Source organism: Bacteroides cellulosilyticus DSM 14838 (assembly GCF_000158035.1).
Taxonomy (GTDB): Bacteria; Bacteroidota; Bacteroidia; order Bacteroidales; family Bacteroidaceae; genus Bacteroides; species Bacteroides cellulosilyticus.
Window position 1 is genome coordinate 1 of sequence record NZ_EQ973520.1, and the last position, 597, is coordinate 597.

Annotated in this window: 1 protein-coding gene; it reads right to left on the reverse strand. The window is 57.1% G+C overall.

Annotated elements, in window-relative coordinates; all coding sequences use genetic code 11:
• Positions 1 to 597 (reverse strand): fimbrillin family protein (locus BACCELL_RS25450; protein WP_007215062.1); only part of this gene is annotated, 597 nt, incomplete at both ends.

The window sequence follows — 597 nt, forward strand, 5'->3', positions numbered from 1 at the left end:
TATCCCAGTCTTCCAGGGTGATGCTGCTGAGTTCTACGCCACTCTTGGTTACGCTGAGCTTGTAGGCGGTGGTTTTTCCGGCTACCAGTGTGGTTTCAACGGCTTTGTAGGTGTATGTCTTTCCTTCGATGGTGAAGGCAAGCACGGGACTGCACGTTTGCGGCGGGAGGATTCCCTCGAAGGTGGCCTGTGCGGCTTCCGTGACGTTTCCTGTACTGCGGGCTACGGTCTTTGGAGTTACTGCCACAGCCTGTGCGTCGGTGCCTGCGATGGCGATGGCGGGCACAACTTCACTGGGTACGGTGATATCGTTGCCGTCCTTATCCTGTGCGGTGCCGGTGTATGCCAGCGAGTATGTCGTCCGGGTGCCGTTTATGCTGAGGGTGGTTCCGTTGAGATCCACCTGGTTGTTTCCCGTAGGCGACTCGATGACTACCTTCAGTTGTGACAATACATGGCGGAACTTGAGGTTGAGTACGGTTTGCCGCTTCGGAACGGTGATGTAGGCGATGAGTTGGTCGCTGGTGGTGTAGGCGTTGCCGGTGTTTTGGTTGACGGATACGGCCGGCGATGTGGTGGGCGTTTGTGGTGATGCGG